The organism is Pseudoalteromonas sp. S3178 (assembly GCF_005886985.1).
GTDB lineage: Bacteria > Pseudomonadota > Gammaproteobacteria > Enterobacterales > Alteromonadaceae > Pseudoalteromonas > Pseudoalteromonas carrageenovora.
In genome coordinates, this window is record NZ_PNCW01000224.1 from 1 (window position 1) to 233 (window position 233).

At 31.3% G+C, this 233-nt stretch carries 1 protein-coding gene; it reads left to right on the forward strand.

Features of this window, described 5'->3' with window-relative positions:
• Nucleotides 1–204: hypothetical protein (locus CWC11_RS23045; protein ID WP_212748103.1), on the forward strand; the 204-nt coding region annotated here is incomplete at its 5' end.
• Nucleotides 205–233 lie beyond the last annotated feature (29 nt).

The window sequence follows — 233 nt, forward strand, 5'->3', positions numbered from 1 at the left end:
GTAGAGCTAAGCGCAGCCACTAACATTAATTTTTTCATTGTTGGTTTCCTTTTTAATTTTGTTGCTGAGCAAATAATGCAAACAGCCATTTGTTTTTTGCTTGAATTATCCCAAGAGTTGCAAACTCTTTGCCAACTAATAAAGTTTATAAATATCAGTTTGTTGTTGGTTTTTAATCAGTTTATTGTTGATGGTTTTCACTAACTTTTGGCGATATCACTCACTAAAACAAT